Consider the following 17,126-nt stretch of genomic DNA (forward strand, 5'->3'; position numbering starts at 1 on the left):
TATTCTCCACTAATTTACCTGTAATACAGACTCTAACACTGGCGATGAACCATAGATTGACCTTAACTCGGCAACTGCCATTTCCAGTGTTTTCATGGGCCTTTGCGTTTCTTGTATGGATACGATTTGTGGCTCCTTTCGTTGCCGTATCAAGTTAGCCACTGCAGGGGTATTAATTAAAATATCTCGTACCGGTATAAATCTATCGTCGATAACAACCAGTCGTTGACAGATGACGGCTCGTAATATCTGTGAAAGTTGTGTCCGCACTTCCTCTTGTTGGTGTGCTGGAAACATGGAAATCATCCGATTAATGGACATAGTAGCACGTTGCGTATGCAAGGTAGCAAATACGAGATGCCCCGTTTCCGCCGCATGTAGTGCCGCTTCCAATGTTTCCTTATCCCGTACCTCACCGATTAAAATCACATCTGGATCTTCTCGCAATGCATCTCGAATACCGTCTGCCATATGATGAAAGTGTGTATGCAATTCCCGTTGATGTATTAAGGACTGTTGATGGTCCAATACATATTCTATAGGGTCTTCTAGTGTAATAATATGGCGTCGCATACTTTCATTGATGTGCATTAAACAAGAGGTAAGAGTGTAAGATTTTCCTGAACCAGTAGCACCAGCGATAATGACTAAACCTTCTTTGAAAGAAGATATACGGCGCAATAAATTGCCCTCTTCCGATGTATCGAGACCTGTTTTAGGGGGATACAAAATACGTAAGGTACCGCCCCAACCAGAACGCCAACGGAATAGATGAACCCGAATGCGTAAGCCTTCAAAGGTCATGGCTCCATCATAGGACATCAAAGTATCCGATATGGTATGTACTTGGTCGGTTATAAACGTTAGCATGTCTTCATCAGATAAGTGGTACTCTGTAGGTATTACATCCATGCCCAAGCGCCAAAAGACCGTACCACTTTGTACATGAATATCTGTAGCCCCTCGCTTGATAGCTTCGTGTAATACTTGTGACCAAATCATAGTACTACCCCCACACGAAGTACCTCTTCTTCCGTAGTCAAACCTTCCTCGATGGCTCGCCGAGCTGACTCTTCCAAAGAACAAAGCAGATAGGAATCTAGCTGTTGCCAATGGCAATCATGGTTCGGAATGGCTAGTAACTCATACAATCCACAGCGACCATGATACGCTCCATCTACTAGCGTTCGTACCAATCGTTGCGAGATAACACCGGTTAAGGTGGCACGTACAAGATAGTCTTCTACACCCATATCCACCAATCGTTCCACCACACCTAGGGCATGGTTCGTATGAATTGTGGAGAGCACACGATGCCCCGTAAGCGCTGCCTGTACCGCTAGCTGCGCCGTTTCTTGGTCTCGAATTTCACCAACTACTATGGTGTCTGGATCATGCCGTAAAATAGCACGTAATCCCTTACTGAAAGTCATGCCAATCTGTGGCTGTACACCAATTTGAACGGCTTTTTCTACGATACGTTCCACTGGATGCTCCAAGGTAATGATTTGCTCCTCTTCTCCATTAAGTTCTTGTAATAATGCATACAAGGTAGAACTTTTACCAGACCCTGTAGGCCCACACACAAGCAGTAATCCATGTGGGCGTGCCAATAACCTGCGCACCTCTGTACTGATATGAACAGGCATCCCTAATTCTTCTAAGGATTTTATTTGTTCATCATGCCAAAAGAGTCGGCATACAAGACTTTCACCATACACAGACGGTAAGGAAGACATACGTATCGTTCCTGAGTGATTTCCATGGGTCCACACATACCGCCCATCTTGAGGTAATCTTTTTTCACTAATATCTAAAGATCCTAAGACTTTCAAACGATTCATCACTTGCTCACCTTCTGGCATGGGAATCCGATTTATCTCTTGCAAACGGCCATCCAAGCGGAATCGAACTTGCACCTCTTTTTCTAAGGCATCAAAATGCATATCACTGGCTCCACTTTCATAAGCACGCTGAAAGAAATGATCCAGCTCAATCTCCACATGGTACATATTTTCACCTCCTTTACTTGCGTACTTAGGATTTCTCTATGCACCCTCTAAAACCCTAGAAAACACTCCTACCAGTCAACGTTGACTAGTAGTGCTATTTTAGAAGTAATTAATCAAAAAAGGGCCATAACAAAGATGTAGAATCTACATATTGTTACAACCCTTATATATTGGCATGTCTAGCTAATTCCCCTTATCGTAAGATAAGTGCTTAGCGCTTTTTCTGTTTTTTATTTGTTTCTGCTTGTTGGAGCAATACTTTTTTTACTTCATCATGGATAAATTTAGAGTATTCTTTCACTCCTGTATCATTAGGATGGATACCGTCATCTCCAAGCCAGTTACGATGTTTTGCTGCTAGGCTAGCCCAGTCGATGATATGCACATTCGGATGTTCTTTGGCAAGCTTAGTTAAATATGTATTATTGGCTTCAATCCATTGGATGCCTGGCGCATAATTGTTGATCCAGAAAATCTGACGATTGGACCCTAAATACTGCACCAATGCTTTTGTTTCATCTTCATAGTACCCTGTGATAGGACCATTGGTACCAAGACCAATGAGTACCGCATTGCCTAGTTGCTGATTCGCATCCATTTGTTTTGCAATCCCTAAACCTGCCCCTACATAGCGAGATACTTTGGCATCAATTTGGATACCTGCAAAGTCCTGCCGCAACGCATGAGCGGAACCCAGCATAACGGAATCACCAATGGCTGCCATATGCACCATATCTTGTGGATCGCTGACAGTAGAAAGGTCGATGACCTTCGCATTTTCTTCAGCTTGGGATTCTGCATTCTTCGCCAATCGCACTTGCAATTCAGTCACGTCTTGTTGCTTCTCTTCTGATGCTGTAGCAAATGCATACATACCTAGGACAATACAAATAGCCCCCACGATAGAAACAACTTTCACATAGTAGGAACGAACGACATCCACAATGGCACGGACACTATGTTGACGGACACACCAATTCGTCACCGCTTCAGACCAAAGTGTAAGGCCTATGATAGCCGATACTAAGACGATATAGTAGGCTATGGGTGATGCAAAATATTCCATGAAACCCATATGTTCAAAGAGATAAATCATTGGATATTGCCATAAAAATAATCCATAACTATGTTTACCAAACCATGCGAGGAGTGGCACATCAACCAGTTTTCCAAGTGGCGTATTAGGACGTTCTACTAACCACACCATGAAACCAAATAGACAAGTAAATGCTACCATGCCATAGGTGTAAAGAGAAGGGCTTTGCCCATCTAAATAGATATACCCTAGCACTGTTACAATGATACCTACCAGTAGGAGTACACTGCTGATAACATTTCCTTTCATAGTGCCCAAAGGATATAGTTTTTGTTCACTCCGGTGCAATCCCAAAAAGGCACCCAATAGCAATGCGAATAGCCGTGTGTCTGTGCCGTAATAAAAACGAGATACGTCCATACCCTCTGTATATAGTAGAGGCATAATGACAGAGGAACCTAATGCTAACACCAACATCCATACTAGACCGATGCTATAACTCCATTGTCTTTTCAGTGCTGTATAGATCCAATATAGAATTGGCCAAATGACAATGTATTGAATTTCTACCCCCATAAACCACATATGGGTGAATGGCGATGTGTTCACTAGCCGTGTAAAATAATCTGCATTTTGTGCGATTTGCCACCAGTTATTATAGCCTAGCAAAATGGAAAATACTTCTGGGCGTATGCCCGCTAATTTGTCGGGTAACAGCAAATGCCATAGCCCTAATATGACCGTCACCATCAACACTAAGGGGATAAGAATCCGCTCTGCTCTACGCTGAAAAAATTTGGAAATGCTATAATTTCCCACCTTCCATTGTTGATTTGTGGTGAAAGCTAATAAATACCCCGATAAGACAAAGAAAAGGGAAACCCCCATGAACCCGCCACTGACTGCATGGGGAAATAAATGAAAGATCGTGACCCCTAGAATGGCTAACCCTTTTAGCCCGTCAAGGCCTTTCACAAACTGACCTGGTTTGACTCCTATAATACGTTTTTTCTGTCTTGAACCGAGCCCTTGATGCGGTTCTTCTAACTCTGGTGGCAACATTTGTCTTCCCTTCCATTATGAATAATATATACTACATTATTTGATACGTAATATACATTATAGCATAGAGAATGGGCACTGCGTAGAGTAAATTTTAAGAATAGTAAGCACTTTCTCATTACAAAAAAAAGCAACAGAATTTTCACATCCTGTTGCTCTTATCATATCTTATTCTTTGGTTTTTCGACTGGTATCGCCCATACGGGTTAGTTTCACTTCCCCTAATGCTACCCCTCGGGTATGTTGTGTATGGGACCATACTTTATCATGGCGATTCAAATATCCTAAGAAGGTAACGGGTACCCAAGAATAGATGAATAGCGGATACAATAGATAATAGATCCAAACTTTTGGTGGCACTTTAATTTGTGCTAACACAATGAGTGGAAATAAATATTGTCCAATACCAATAATCTGCCATACTTGTACTGGCAAAATTTGGTAAATAATATTCGTATACAACGGTACAATACCATTGATATAGGTCATAATAATATAAAAGGCTGACAATAACAAGAAATAGGGCTGTGTAATCTGCACAATCCCATCTAGAATCGTCCATTTTCCTTTCTTAATACCTTGCACAAAGAGTTTTGGAATATACCGTTCTCCTGTGTCAAAGTGCCCTTGAGCCCAACGTTTCCGCTGATTCCAAGACTGCATAAAGGTCAATGGCTTTTCATCATAGACGATGGCATTGTGCGCCCAGGTTGTTTTCACGCCATGGATTAACAGTTTCAAGGAAAATTCCATATCTTCCGTCAAGCTATTACATGACCAACCATAGTCGCGGATGATATCTGTACGAATACACATACCCGTACCACCCAAGGCTGTGGAAAGTCCCAAGTTATATTTCGCCAAGTGCCACATATGATTGACCATCCAAAAGGCAATGGCAAAGGTACCAGCCACCCATGTATCGGTTGGATTCTTCGCATTCAAGTACCCTTGAATCACTGGTTCCCCTTTTTCCAAATGACGATTCATTTCATAGAGGAAATGAGGATGCACTAAATTATCCGCATCAAAAATTACGAATGCATCATACTTGCGTTCCATGGCAAATACTTTGTCAAACATCCAGCCCATGGCATAGCCTTTACCCACTTCTTCGGTGTTAAAGCGTTCATACACTTCAGCACCAGCTTCACGGGCAATCTTGGCAGTGTCATCTTTACAATTATCTGCTACCACAAAGATATCATATAAGTGGCGAGGATAATCTAAGACCTGTAGATTATTCACCAATTGACCTATCACGGCACTTTCATTATGGGCACAGACAATAATAGCAAAGGAATGTTTCGGCGGACATTCTGTTTTATCACTTTTATGCCACATGCCACAGACCATCAACACAAAGTAATACAAGGTATAAAATACGATAATTACCTGTATGGGAATCATAATTAGGTCAAACCAAACGTAATTCATTCTAGTTCCTTCCTATTTACGAATGTTGTTGATGATAGTATTACTAATACCATATACAGCATATAATACAAAAATCAAAACCGGCCAGGAGCGATAGTCCATCAATAAACAAAACACACCACAACCTACAGTAATACCTACAGCAATCGGTTGCACTGGATCGCTACCTTTCCCTTTGAAATCTGGATGATGCACATTGCTAACCATCAAGTAACCTACGACGATCATAGCTAACATCAACGCCACATCAGGAATACGAACACCACTTAACACATAGGTAGCTGCCATACAACCTGCTGCAGGAATCGGTAACCCTTGAAAATAACCATGTACTTCTTCTGTCATAATATTAAATCGTGCCAATCTGAAAGCTCCCAACACAGAGAATACCAACAATGGCACATAGCCTAACCAACCATAATGATCCAAACTCATCATATACAGCATAAAAGCTGGAGATACGCCAAAGCCAACTACATCGGCTAAAGAATCTAATTCACGGCCAAAATCTCCAGAAACACCCAAAGCACGAGCAATCCGTCCATCTAAGCCATCGGCTAATAAGGATAAAAGCACACATATGGCTGCCCCAGTAAAATTACCTGTAGCAGATAAACTAATGCCGATCACACCGAAGGCTAAATTTGCTGCTGTGCAAAGATTGGGAAATATAGACTTATTCATCTTTCACCCTCCCAATAATCGTTTCTCCACCAACTACATGTTGCCCTTTTGTGACGCAAATCTCTACGTCTAATGGAACAAATAGCTCTGTGCAAGAACCGAATTTAATCATACCATACAAGGTACCTTGCTCCAAGGTATCTCCTACATCTGTCCAAGACACGATACGTCTAGCCAACAAGCCCGCAATCTGTGTCACCACAATTTCCATCTTGTCATTTTTAATGCTAATTGTATGACGTTCATTTTCATATCCTACTGAATCTTTATAGGCAGGTAAGAAACGACCTTCTGTATATTGTCGAAACGTAATTTCACCTGCCATTGGCGCCCGATTCACATGGACATCAAAAACAGATAAAAAAATCGTTACTTTTTTACATTGTTGATGTAAATATGTGTCCTCAAACACTTCTACTACTTCCATCACTTTCCCATCCGCAGGTGATACTAACACCATTGGATCATGAGGAATACGGCGATTAGGATTTCTGAAAAAATAAGTAAAGAATAATGCCAGTACAAATGGTATAATTCCTAACCACCATGATAGAAAGTAGCCTACCAGTGCTGTCACAACAAGACAAGCACCGATTAAAGGATATCCTTCTTTAACAATCAAACCCATACTAAACCTCTCTTAACTAGTGATGGCTCCAACAAGATACAACTATACTGTATCAATGTTTATGGCGCCATACAGTCCACATAAATTTAGGCAATGCTAACATACGAATGATACGTTTCGGTTGCAATGCCAATCGATATAACCACTCTAAGCGGTTTTCTTGCATCCATACAGGAGCTCGTTTCAACATGCCCGCTAACACATCGAAAGAACCGCCCACTCCCATGGCGACTACACCATCTAAATGGGCTAATTTTTCTTGAATCCAAAACTCTTGTTTCGGCACCCCAAAGGCAACAAACACTAATTGAGCGCCACTACGTTGAATCTCATCAAGAATGTCTACTTCTTCCTCCGCTGTGAAATATCCAGAATGATATCCCACTACCGGCAATTCTCCAAGTTCTGCTGTCATATTTTCTAAGGCTTTTTTGACAACTCCCTCAGCTCCACCTAAACAGTATATCTTAACATTATGTGCTTTAGCTGCCTTCAATAACTGTTGCAATAGGTCACAACCTGTCACTCGTTCTGGAAAACGCTGTCCTTGTTGCTCAGCTGCCCATAAAGCACCTGCTCCATCCGGTACAACGAGATCCGCTTGTTGCAGAACCTCTAACAATCTTTGATCATCCTGTGCCATCATAATCATTTCTGCATTGGCCGTTGCCACCATATGTAATTTTGGCTGTCCCACTAATGAAAGCACTCTATCTACAGCTTCCGTCATCGTTACCACATCAATTGGGACGGATAGCACATGTATTTGATTCTGCACCATTCACCTCATCTACTCTAGTATGTAAACAAGAAGGACAGGACATATGAAAGAGACTACACCCTATCATAGACCTATCCTTCTGGTAGGTAATTTTCCTAATTATTTCTTTTCGCAGCGCATAACGCCAGCTTCCATATAGTTATCAGCTTTCATGTCCACGAAAATTACTTTTACTGCTTCTGCCGGTACTTTTACAGTTTCTACAGTTGCTTTTGTAATCGCTTCGCCAAGAGCTTTCTTTTGTTCAAAAGTACGACCTTCAACAAGTTCTACATGAATAATAGGCATGAGTCATTCCTCCCTCACCACTAGATATCTATAGCACCATGCTACAGATAAAATCTCACCTTATTGTATCATAGATAGCCCTTAATAAACAACTTTAGCTATACAAAATACGCATATATTGTGGACCAAAACGAGATTCCATTTGATGTCGTAATATTTCTTGCACTTCATCAAAGCCATGAGCTTGCAAATAAGCCTTCGCATCTTCACGTGCCTCTACAAGAATCGGTATATCTTTGATAATGTTCGCAACTTTCAAATCTGGCAGACCTGACTGAGCCAAGCCAAATAATTCCCCTGTGCCACGGATAAGCAAGTCTTGTTCTGCTAGTTCAAATCCGTCTTGCGTTTGTTCCATCAGTGAAAGTCGAGTTTTGCTATCAGGATTTTTACTATCACTAATCAGAATACAATAGGCCTGTGCCGATCCACGACCTACACGACCTCGCAGTTGATGCAACTGGGATAAACCAAAACGTTCTGCATTATGGATACACATAATCGTCGCATTCGGCACATTCACGCCTACTTCAATCACCGTAGTCGATACTAACAAATGAATCTCTCGACGATAGAACGCATCCATAATTTCTTCTTTTTCCTTTGGACGCATGCGACCATGCACCAAACCTACACAATAGTGTGGCTCAAAATATTCTTTATATTCATAATAAATTTGTTCTGCTGCTTGTAAATCCATTTTTTCAGACTCTTCTACTAATGGACACACTGCATAGACCTGACGGCCCGCTTGCATTTCTTTTTCAAAAAAATGTAACAATCGCTCTTTATAGGAAGAATCCACAGCGTAGGTCTTCACTGGCTTACGACCAGGAGGCATTTCCTTAATCAGAGAAACTTCTAAATCTCCATAAATGGATAAGGTCATAGTCCGTGGTATAGGGGTTGCCGTCATGATTAGCACATGAGGATGGCCTCCTTTTCGTTGTAGTTTCGCCCGCTGCTCTACACCAAATCGATGTTGTTCATCCACTACAATCAAACCTAATTGATGAAATATAACCCTATCTTGAATCAATGCATGGGTACCTACTAAGATATCGATATCTCCTCGTTCTAAGGCTTCATAGAGATCTTGCTTTTTTTTCGTTGAACCCGTCAACAATGCCATTCGTATCGGAGCATCTTGAAAGAGTTCCTGAAAGCTTTCAAAATGTTGTGTGGCTAAAATTTCCGTCGGCGCCATAATCGCCCCTTGAAATCCATTTTCTACTGCTTTCACTAACGCCAAAGCAGCTACTACCGTTTTACCAGAACCTACATCACCTTGTACTAACCGCTGCATGGCTTGGGGCTGCTCCATATCCTTAGCAATCTCCCCTAATGCTTTTTCTTGATCCCCTGTCAAAGTAAATGGTAAGCCTTGCCTAATTCGTTCCGCCAAAGATCCATTCTTTGTCATAGGAAAGCCTCCTTGACCTTGCTCGTGAGCTCTTAGTAGTAACAATCCCATTTGCATAATCCATAGTTCTTCATAGGCTAATTGTGCACGTGCCTCTTGGTAGCGTTCCCAAGATGTAGGAAAATGCATTTCTCGAAAGGCATCATAACGGCTCATGGTAAACTTGTCTCCCATCACATCTTGAGGGACCACCTCTTCTAACGTGGAGTTATGGTCAAACCAATTTTTAATGGCTACGCGAATCCCCCACTGTTTCATACCTTCCGTCAAACCGTAGACAGGTACAATACCACGGTCTATGACTTGTCCTTCTTCTATCATTTCCACTTGTGGTGTATTCATTTGGTACGCACCATAAGTATGTTCTATCTTCCCATAGGCATATATTTGTTGACCTAGTTTATAAAAGTTTTTCTTATAGGCTCGGTTAAAAAATGTCAAGTTTAATTGACGTATTCCATCAGATAGAGTAACCATTAAAATATGCATACGTGGTCTTGGGCGTTTTTCACTGACCCTTACTACCTGCCCTGTCACACCTACCATCTCTCCTATAGGAGCTTCACAGATCGTATACACTTGCCGTCTATCTTCAAAAGTACGTGGAAAATAATGCAACAAACCTGTTACCGTATAGATTCCTAATTTATTCAATTGTTTCACTCGTTGCGGTCCCACACTCTTTATAGATTGCAATTGTTCGTTCATATTCTATCTGTACTCTTTCCTTTTTTCTAAAAGTACCCTCTACTCTATCCACTCTGAAAGCATGCTACATGACTAATTTGTATTAGTTGCTTAATACATAAGAATCGCCATACTGTAAACACTCTCTAATACTCTGTTATAACCAGCCTCACTGTATCTATGTATGGTATGCATCTATGTGTGTATCTATCCTATGACACACTATCATACGTAGCAGCTACTTGATGTTTTATATTATACCATAGAGAGACAATACAATATGAACTCTACCTAAAAATAGGTACAAAAAAAGAAGGGCACTTTGTAAAAGAGTTACGTGAGTTAGGTTATATAACAAAGTGTCCTTCTATGATTAAATTATACATCTTGTTTAAATTAAACGCAAGTCATATTTTAATAAAATTTGACAGTGTTTACTATTTTAGTATATAGTTAATAAGCTAGTATAATCTTATCTAAAAGGAACAAATGCACTTGCATTGCTATCCCCTTTTATGATAAAATACATATGTTATATTAGTAGTAAACACTTTGGAGGTGGAAACAAATGGCAAACCTTTGCGAAGTATGTGGTAAATCCACTACTACGGGTATGAATGTTTCTCATTCCCATATCCGTTCCAAACGAACTTGGAAACCAAACATCCAAAGAGTACGAGCAATTGTAGACGGCGAAACTAAACGAGTTAACGTTTGCACACGCTGCCTTCGTTCTGATAAAATTACACGCGCGTAAGATTTTGAAGGTACATGTACTCAAAAAAGAGGCTATCAGTCAGGAAGAAATTTCTTCAGTACTGATAGCCTCTTTTGCTATGTTTAGCTTTATTATTTTACTCTATTCTTACACCGATAAAACACAGGGCTCAGTATAAGCCTAACTGTATAAAAAATAAGCCTATCCTTTATTTTGCTAATAATTGTAAAAAACTTTCCCCCACAAATGATTCAGTAATCCCAAAGTTTTCCAATATAGTTTGTCCAATATCTGCAAAGCTACGTCTATCCCCTAGATCAATGGGGCCTGCAAAAGCTGGTGAGTACGCTAAGAGTGGCACGAGTTCCCGTGTATGGTCTGTTCCCTTCCATGTCGGATCATTACCATGGTCTGCCGTAATCAGTAGCAAATCACTTTCCGTTAATAGTTCTAGCAATCCCCCTAGTTGATAATCAAACATTTCTAGCTCACGGCCATAGCCTTGTACATCACGACGATGTCCATACAAGCTATCGAACTCCACTAAGTTCACCATTAGATAGCCATGAGTAAATCTACCTTCTGACGTAGTATCAGGTCTATCATGCATACTATGTATACCATCTGCACTATGCCCCAACAAGGCCGCTACTAGGTTCATGCCATGGGAGTTAGATTTTGTTGGATATGATTGATCTAATCCAATATGAGCATAAATATCCCCAATCTTCCCTACTCCTATGGTCGGTACCTTAGCATCCTGTAGAGCTTGCAACACAAATCGACCTTCTGGTAATCGACTATAGTCATGACGATTTGAGGTACGCACAAAACGACCTGGCTCCCCTACAAAGGGACGAGCAATGATGCGCCCAACATGGTAATCCCCAATACATACTCGTTCCCGTGTAATTTGGCACATCTTGTATAGGTCCTCTAAAGGAATGATGCTTTCATGAGCGGCGATTTGAAATACCGAATCGGCAGACGTATACACAATGGGGTTCCCCGTTCTCATATGCTCTTCCCCTAGGCGCTCAATGATTTCCGTCCCCGATGCCGCTTCATTGCCTAGGAATCCATAGCCAGTTTCTTTCGTGAAAGTATCCATTAACTCCTGAGGAAATCCATCATAAAAGGTTGGGAAAGGAACTTTCACAGGATGACCCATCATTTCCCAATGACCACTGGTCGTATCTTTCCCTGTACTTTGTTCATGCATGCGACCAAAGGCACCCACCACTGTATCTTGTTGCGGTGTAATATCCGCAATCCTACCGATACCCAATTTTCGTAAATTCGGAATCTGTAAAGGCCCTACCGCCTCTTCAATATGGCCCAAGGTATTAGCACCCGTATCTCCAAAACGTTCTGCATCTGGATTGTGACCAATTCCTACACTATCTGTGACAATCGTAATAATTCGTTTAAACATAGAGACCTCCTCTTTGTTAAACACTCGTAAACAATCTATGCCTAGGAAGTTAGACTCCTAGGCATTCTTTCGTTATTTCAAATACGGCATAGCTAATAACAACGTGGATAAAGATTTACTATCTTTGATTTTCTCTTCCTTAATGCGTTGTAGCAATTCGTCGAACGTATATCGCTCAACTTCCACATATTCATCTTCATCCCAATGGATTTCCCCTTTGGAAAGTCCTTTTGCCACATACAAATGAATGACTTCATTACAAAAACCAGGAGATGTTGCAATAGTTCCAAGACTAATCCATTCCGAAGCTACAATACCTGTTTCTTCTTCTAGCTCACGTTTAGCACATACCAAAGGATCTTCACCAGCATCTAATTTACCCGCAGGAATTTCCAATAAATAATCGTTCAATGCATAGCGGAACTGTTTTTCCATAATAATGCGATTGTCTTCATCAATGGCTACCACTGCACTTGCCCCTGGATGATGTACCACCTCACGCCAAGCTTCCTTGCCATTGACCTCTGCTACATCATAAGTTACCTTAATCAATTTACCATCGAATTTCATTTCCGATGAAAGTTTATGTTCTTGCATGGGTCCTCCTAATTGACCATAATCGCCTCTGTCTCACTACGAAAAGAAATAGATCCTTTACTAGCCCATCTTATACTCATGTGCCACACTACTTCTTTATCTATTACAGCCAGATATTTACTATTATTATATTCTTTTCCAAACTCACCAGGAAGCATTTTTACCATATTTTGTAATTCTAATAAAAGAGCAAACTCATGTTTGCAATGGCCATCACAATAACAACTACAAGAGATATCTTCTATCATTTTATTTCTATATACAAATTCTATCTCATAATACTCTGACCCTTGTACTATAGCATATCCATATATATCATCAATACAAAGATATACAATTCTCCGTTCCTTATAATACTGAATTCCTCGTTCTAGCCTTGCAGTTTGAATTGGAAATTGTGATAAATCATCTAATGGAAAAGGAGCTGGTACATATGTGGAAATATAGGGTTCTTCACCTTGAGGTGAGAAAAACCATTGGCTAATTTTTTCTTTACCTAAAGATGCTCGATCAAAGCTTAATAAGAATCGATTTGAAATATAAAACTCACCCTGCAACTTTGTATCTACTTTGGCAATAACACGCTCATATTTTGAAGGTCGAACCTTAAATTGATGACGTACATCCACTACAATACCTATATTATCTTTCATTTTACCAGATACATAAACATGATCTCCTTCATGAAGAATTAGATTTTCACATAGGTATAAGAACGCATCATCTTTTGCTACAAAATATACCTGAACTAATGTGATATGTTTATGTGTTGAAAGGGATTTAGATTGAGTTAATTCTTTAGTATCACTTATTTCAGTCTCAAGAAGTTCTATATCCTTTAGATCCATATGATATCCTTTCTCCAACCGTCAATCAAATAAATTATACTACTGTTTTTAAAATACCGTTACTTAAGTCATTAATATTATATAAGTTAGGTAATATCTCAAAAGTCTCCCTCAAGTTATTCTTAGCTTTATGCCATCCTTTTCCATCAGTAAACCACATAAATTCTACATTTGGAATTTTCTTGGTTTCTTCTGTAATCATTTTATATGATCTTGCAGTTTCATTCAGCTTAGATCCACCCGTGGCATAAAAATTTACCTCTATTAAATATAATGTTTTATCACTTTTGATTACATAATCAAATCGTTTCTGAGTTGTTCCTTCATTAGTAATAGCGGACAAGTCAACATTAAAGCGTTCTTCAATTTCATTTTGATAGATTTCTTTAAACATAGTCTCTCCCATAACATATCCTTCTTGCTCTAGGTATTGCTGAACAATAGCTTCCATTGAGTGACCAGTTCTGTTTTTACGTCCATTCGTATCCATGCCTACTTCTACACCAGTTACATAGTCCAATAGGCTTGCAACTAAATGATGTTCCAGTAAATCATATATTCCGGTTTTCTCCATAAATAAAGAATATTCCTCAGGTGTATAATCATGTTTTCTAAAGTCAAAATAGAAATCTTTTTCTGGATCTTTTACAACAACGATGTCTTTAAGTCTTTTAGCAATAATAATAGGCACAGCGCGCAATACTTCTGGATACTCATTATATAACTTTAAAAAATCTTGTTTAATATTCTTACTTCCTATTAAGCTATTCAAAAGGCATAATGGAATTTTAATATCATTCACATTTTCATACACTTTTTCAAAATCTGTATAATATGTCCAACTTGCTACTGAATCCGTCATGGTATTTAACCATTCATCAAAGTTTCTTAAGACCACGTTGTCTCTCCTTCATGCTCAATTCTTCTTATTGCTATATCTAAATACTCTTTTTCTGCATCTATTCCAATGAAACGACGACCTAAGCGTTTTGCTACTACTCCAGTAGTGCCACTACCCACAAAAGGATCCAAAATATAGTCCCCTTCTTTTGTGCTCGCTAAAATAATTCTTTCCAATAGATACTCTGGTTTTTGCGTTGGATGTTTTCCTGCCCATTTTTCCGCTATTTTTGTCAATGGTCCTGTCCATACATCTTTCATTTGTTTACCTGAATTAATTGACTTCATCAGCTCATAATTATAATAATGTCTTGCTCTTTTATCATTTTTACGTGCCCATAATAAAGTTTCAGTAGAATGTGTAAAATATCGACAAGATAGGTTAGGAGCTGGATTTGTTTTTTGCCAAGTAATATTATTTAAAATTTTATAACCCTCTTGCTCTAAGGCCATGCCTACAGAATAAATATTATGATAAGTGCCTGAAATCCATATTGTACCATTAGGTTTTAAGATTCTTCTACACATTCTAATCCAAGTACGGTTATAATGATGCTTATCTTCTAAAGAGTTGATTTTATCCCAATCACCTTTATTAACTGAAACAACATGTCCACCAGAATTTGAAATACCATCATTACTTAAAAAATATGGTGGATCCGCAAAAATCATATCGATACTACTATCTTTCATTTTTTCTAAAAAAGAAAATGTGTTTTCACAAATTAAAATAGAACTTTCTTTATGATAATACGGTGTTATCATAGTTTCCTCCTTGAATATATCATGGCTCATAATTTGTTACTAAAATCTCCTTTATCTTTCCTCGGCTCTTTTGTGTAGCTCCATTAGTTCTCACTACATCGATTAAGTGTACATTAAAATCGCAATATAGATCTTGTGTTAGCTCACTTGCGGAGTTAGAAAGCATAACATAAGCGCCTCTATCTGTTAACTCTTTTACAGTATCCCTTAACCTAACTTGATCTTCATAAGAAAATCCCTCATGCGTATAAGATGTAAATGAGCTTGTTTCATTTAATGGAATATATGGAGGGTCAAAATACACAAAATCGCCTTCTTTTACTAATTCTACGGCTTTATAGAAATCTCCTTGTACAATCGTAATATTATTACTATTTAAGTAAGAGCTTATATCATAAATTAAAGCCTCATCAACAATTTTAGGATTCTTATAACTTCCGTAAGGCACATTAAATTGATTTTTACTATTAACCCGATACAATCCATTAAAATCAACTCTTAGCATATACATAATCCTTGCAGCCCGATCTATACCACTTAACTTAGCGTATGTACTATCTCTATCCCAGGATCTTACTTCTAAATAATAATCTTTGCTATTATTATCCCTATGTTCAGATAATAACGCAATTAACTCTTTAGGGCTATTTTTTATCACTTGATAGCAATTAATTAACTCCGTATTAAAATCGTTGATAATAGCAGTAGTTGGTTGCAACTCAAATAGAACAGCTCCTCCACCAATAAATGGCTCAAAATAAGTATTAAATTGTTTTGGTATTTTTTCTAATATGACTGGCAAAAGCTGACGCTTACCACCAGTCCATTTAGTAAAGGGTTTTAAATTCATAATGTAACCATTTATCCTATGAATAAGCTTTATATCAAAGTTAATCATAAAAACGATATCAAGCTTTTGTAAAAATAATAAATTAGAATTAAAAGAAATCAAAAAATATGAGTAATTAAATTAAAAGCCTCTTTCTTTACACAGTTTATCAAGCACGCCACACTTCTTCCCATTCATAAAATTTGCCGAATGATCAACTGGTTTATCTTCAATCAATAATGTGTATAAGCCCAATCTTTTAATTCTTTTACCAAGTACTGACTTCTCTTTATTTTCTTCAGCAAGCATTCCCATATATAAAATAGAGAATAAAATTTCTATATCGATACTATTATCACCATAATATGATGACAGGTTACTTATTCTATCAAAAACTTTAGCATCTAACTCTTTAACAGTTATATCATAGAATGAAATAAAGTCCTTTTAAATTTGTTCAGCCCCATATTTATATGAAAGTTCTTTTAGTTCTGCAAAGTAGTCCATGTCTTTAGGGGCAGAACGTTTTCCATCTTCATCAGTAATGTATACACACCATCCATCAAACTTTCCTTGACCAAACTCTAGGGCTACCCCATTTTTAAAGTTTATTACTTTTTCACCCATAAATTCCTCCAAATAATTAAATTTTGTTTTAGAATATATTTTATTATAACATAATAAGTTTTTAATGTTTTGCAAATATAATCTTGTCATTTGCAACTTCCTGTTCTGCCCTGTGGATTTTCTTACTCCCTTCGGTCGTAGAAAACCTTACGGGCCGAACTCCCCGATTCACACACTTTCATGCGTCGCTTCGCTCCTATAAAAGTGGTTCACTGGGGATTCCAGGGCGACCTGCTCGTATGTAAACTTACAGATTAATAAAAAAAGACACCCTACTGGGTGTCTTCTTTTATTAATCAGCAACTTCCTATCCTCCCAGGCCGTTTCCAGCCAAGTACTTTCGGCGTTTACGAGCTTAACTACTGTGTT

General features: G+C 38.8%; 16 protein-coding genes and 1 pseudogene. 1 reads left to right on the forward strand and 16 read right to left on the reverse strand.

Annotated elements, in window-relative coordinates; genetic code table 11:
- Window positions 1-9: 9 nt before the first annotated feature.
- From EO119_RS04220 to recG, 9 genes are all read right to left on the reverse strand, one after another.
- A complete protein-coding gene (locus EO119_RS04220; protein WP_126940779.1) occupies window positions 10-1,002 on the reverse strand; it encodes a type IV pilus twitching motility protein PilT in 993 nt (330 codons plus the stop codon).
- On the reverse strand, window positions 999-2,012 hold the full coding sequence (locus tag EO119_RS04225; protein WP_126940780.1) for a GspE/PulE family protein: 1,014 nt from the start codon (window positions 2,010-2,012) through the stop codon (window positions 999-1,001). The genes EO119_RS04220 and EO119_RS04225 overlap by 4 nt, the downstream gene beginning before the upstream one ends.
- Window positions 2,013-2,223: 211 nt before the next feature.
- Window positions 2,224-4,110 carry an acyltransferase family protein gene (locus tag EO119_RS04230; RefSeq protein WP_126940781.1) on the reverse strand — a complete coding sequence of 629 codons (1,887 nt, stop codon included), beginning with the start codon at window positions 4,108-4,110 and terminating at the stop codon, window positions 2,224-2,226.
- Between the two features lie 168 nt (window positions 4,111-4,278).
- Window positions 4,279-5,547 carry a glycosyltransferase family 2 protein gene (locus EO119_RS04235; RefSeq protein WP_126940782.1) on the reverse strand — a complete coding sequence of 423 codons (1,269 nt, stop codon included), beginning with the start codon at window positions 5,545-5,547 and terminating at the stop codon, window positions 4,279-4,281.
- Window positions 5,548-5,559: 12 nt separating this feature from the next.
- A complete protein-coding gene (gene pssA / locus EO119_RS04240) occupies window positions 5,560-6,231 on the reverse strand; it encodes a CDP-diacylglycerol--serine O-phosphatidyltransferase (protein ID WP_062402329.1) in 672 nt (223 codons plus the stop codon).
- Complete coding sequence (locus EO119_RS04245; RefSeq protein WP_062402326.1) at window positions 6,224-6,859, reverse strand: phosphatidylserine decarboxylase family protein; 636 nt, start codon at window positions 6,857-6,859, stop codon at window positions 6,224-6,226. Before EO119_RS04245 ends, pssA begins: the two co-directional genes overlap by 8 nt.
- A gap of 52 nt (window positions 6,860-6,911) precedes the next feature.
- Window positions 6,912-7,637, reverse strand: coding sequence for a WecB/TagA/CpsF family glycosyltransferase (locus EO119_RS04250; RefSeq protein WP_126940792.1), 726 nt, complete (start codon window positions 7,635-7,637; stop codon window positions 6,912-6,914).
- 102 nt (window positions 7,638-7,739) lie between these two features.
- The gene (locus tag EO119_RS04255; protein WP_009353866.1) at window positions 7,740-7,928 is read right to left on the reverse strand and encodes a 4-oxalocrotonate tautomerase; all 189 of its coding nucleotides are present in this window, start codon (window positions 7,926-7,928) and stop codon (window positions 7,740-7,742) included.
- 94 nt (window positions 7,929-8,022) lie between these two features.
- Window positions 8,023-10,059, reverse strand: a complete 2,037-nt coding sequence (gene recG / locus EO119_RS04260) for an ATP-dependent DNA helicase RecG (RefSeq protein ID WP_126940783.1) — start codon at window positions 10,057-10,059, stop codon at window positions 8,023-8,025.
- A gap of 547 nt (window positions 10,060-10,606) precedes the next feature.
- On the opposite strand from recG, the gene rpmB reads away from it, so the two are divergent.
- Window positions 10,607-10,795 (forward strand): 50S ribosomal protein L28, encoded by a 189-nt coding sequence (gene rpmB / locus EO119_RS04265; protein WP_038144954.1) that lies wholly within the window; start codon window positions 10,607-10,609, stop codon window positions 10,793-10,795.
- Between the two features lie 169 nt (window positions 10,796-10,964).
- Here rpmB and EO119_RS04270 read toward each other — a convergent pair whose 3' ends face one another.
- From EO119_RS04270 to EO119_RS08270, 7 genes and pseudogenes are all read right to left on the reverse strand, one after another.
- Window positions 10,965-12,191, reverse strand: a complete 1,227-nt coding sequence (locus EO119_RS04270) for a phosphopentomutase (protein ID WP_126940784.1) — start codon at window positions 12,189-12,191, stop codon at window positions 10,965-10,967.
- Window positions 12,192-12,263: 72 nt separating this feature from the next.
- Window positions 12,264-12,788 carry an NUDIX domain-containing protein gene (locus EO119_RS04275; RefSeq protein WP_126940785.1) on the reverse strand — a complete coding sequence of 175 codons (525 nt, stop codon included), beginning with the start codon at window positions 12,786-12,788 and terminating at the stop codon, window positions 12,264-12,266.
- A gap of 8 nt (window positions 12,789-12,796) precedes the next feature.
- Window positions 12,797-13,636, reverse strand: a complete 840-nt coding sequence (locus EO119_RS04280) for an SWIM zinc finger domain-containing protein (RefSeq protein ID WP_126940786.1) — start codon at window positions 13,634-13,636, stop codon at window positions 12,797-12,799.
- Window positions 13,637-13,670: 34 nt separating this feature from the next.
- Window positions 13,671-14,534, reverse strand: a complete 864-nt coding sequence (locus EO119_RS04285; RefSeq protein WP_126940787.1) for a type II restriction endonuclease — start codon at window positions 14,532-14,534, stop codon at window positions 13,671-13,673.
- The gene (locus tag EO119_RS04290; RefSeq protein ID WP_164725677.1) at window positions 14,525-15,301 is read right to left on the reverse strand and encodes a site-specific DNA-methyltransferase; all 777 of its coding nucleotides are present in this window, start codon (window positions 15,299-15,301) and stop codon (window positions 14,525-14,527) included. Before EO119_RS04290 ends, EO119_RS04285 begins: the two co-directional genes overlap by 10 nt.
- A gap of 19 nt (window positions 15,302-15,320) precedes the next feature.
- Window positions 15,321-16,151 carry a DNA adenine methylase gene (locus EO119_RS04295; protein ID WP_206168790.1) on the reverse strand — a complete coding sequence of 277 codons (831 nt, stop codon included), beginning with the start codon at window positions 16,149-16,151 and terminating at the stop codon, window positions 15,321-15,323.
- 120 nt (window positions 16,152-16,271) lie between these two features.
- Window positions 16,272-16,847: pseudogene (locus tag EO119_RS08270) on the reverse strand (hypothetical protein).
- Between the last annotated feature and the right edge of the window lie 279 nt (window positions 16,848-17,126).

It is taken from the genome of Veillonella sp. CNR 79/14 (assembly GCF_003992185.1).
GTDB lineage: Bacteria > Bacillota > Negativicutes > Veillonellales > Veillonellaceae > F0422.